Origin of the sequence: Mesorhizobium sp. M7A.F.Ca.ET.027.03.2.1 (assembly GCF_003999175.1) — a bacterium.
In the GTDB taxonomy this organism is placed as follows: Bacteria; Pseudomonadota; Alphaproteobacteria; order Rhizobiales; family Rhizobiaceae; genus Mesorhizobium.
Genome location: NZ_RZOM01001425.1, coordinates 1 through 1,192 on the forward strand (window position 1 = coordinate 1; position 1,192 = coordinate 1,192).

General features: G+C 62.8%; 1 protein-coding gene and 1 pseudogene. One reads left to right on the forward strand and one right to left on the reverse strand.

Going from position 1 to position 1,192, the window contains the following annotated elements:
* On the forward strand, positions 1–472 hold a 472-nt coding region (locus EN750_RS35270), incomplete at its 5' end, for a DUF1062 domain-containing protein (protein WP_127399345.1).
* Between the two features lie 60 nt (positions 473–532).
* On the opposite strand, the pseudogene EN750_RS35275 reads toward EN750_RS35270, so the two are convergent.
* Positions 533–1,192: pseudogene (locus EN750_RS35275) on the reverse strand (translational GTPase TypA); the annotation flags it as partial.

A 1,192-nucleotide genomic window follows, 5' to 3' on the forward strand; every position in this document is an offset into this window, starting at 1 on the left:
CTATCGCTGCATCGACTGCGACAACTCCTGGAATTTCGGCATTTTCGAGCGCTGCAACCGCCGCGACATCGACTCGACGCTGCTGGCGGCGCTCGAACGCAACGATCCTGCACTCGCTCACCGTCATGCCTTCGATGTAATCGCGTTGCGCAACCGGATCGGGCGCGTCGAGGAGTTCTCCGATGTCAGCATTCACAAGCGCAGGCTCGGCGACACCGGGGAAGCCGCGACCGTGTTGGAGATCCAGCTTGGACTGGAAATGCCGACATCGCTGCGACTCGACCGGCTGCTCGCTGGCGAACTCGGCATCTCGCGATCACGGCTTCAGGCGCTGGAGGAGAGGCGGCTGCTCATCGTTGACCCGGATGGCGCAAAGGCCCTGCGCAAGCCTACCCGCGCGGGAATCGCGATCCGCATCGATCTGGCCGGCGAGGCCGATCGGCAGGCCATCATCTCGGCTGCCGGTGGATGAACGAAAAAGGGGCGGAACACTGGTTGCTCCGCCCCTATCGACTGTCGGAAAATAGAGAGCTTACGCCGCGCCGACCACCTTGGACGACTTCTCGAACCGCTTGCGCTCGTTCGGATCGAGATAGAGCTTGCGCAGCCGAATGGTCTTCGGCGTCACTTCGACCAGTTCATCGTCCTGGATCCAGGCCAGGGCGCGTTCCAGCGTCATGCGGATCGGCGGCGTCAGCTTGACCGCCTCGTCCTTGCCGGCGGCACGGATGTTGGTCAGCTTCTTGCCCTTGAGCACGTTCACTTCAAGATCATTGTCGCGGCTATGGATGCCGATGATCATGCCCTGATACACCTTGACGCCCGGATCGATGACCATCGGGCCGCGATCTTCCAGGTTCCACATCGCGTAGGCGACCGATTCGCCCTGTTCGTTGGAAATCAGCACGCCATTGGTGCGGCCCGGCAGCTCACCCTTGTAGGGCTCATAGGCGTGGAAGAGCCGGTTCATCACGGCGGTGCCGCGCGTGTCGGTCAAAAGCTCCGACTGGTAGCCGATCAGGCCACGGGTCGGCGCGTGGAAGACGATGCGCTGGCGATTGCCGCCGGACGGGCGCAGTTCGACCATCTCGGCCTTGCGCTCGGACATCTTCTGCACGACGACGCCGGCATGCTCCTCATCGACGTCGATGACGACTTCTTCGACCGGCTCCAGCAATTCGCCGTTCTCGCC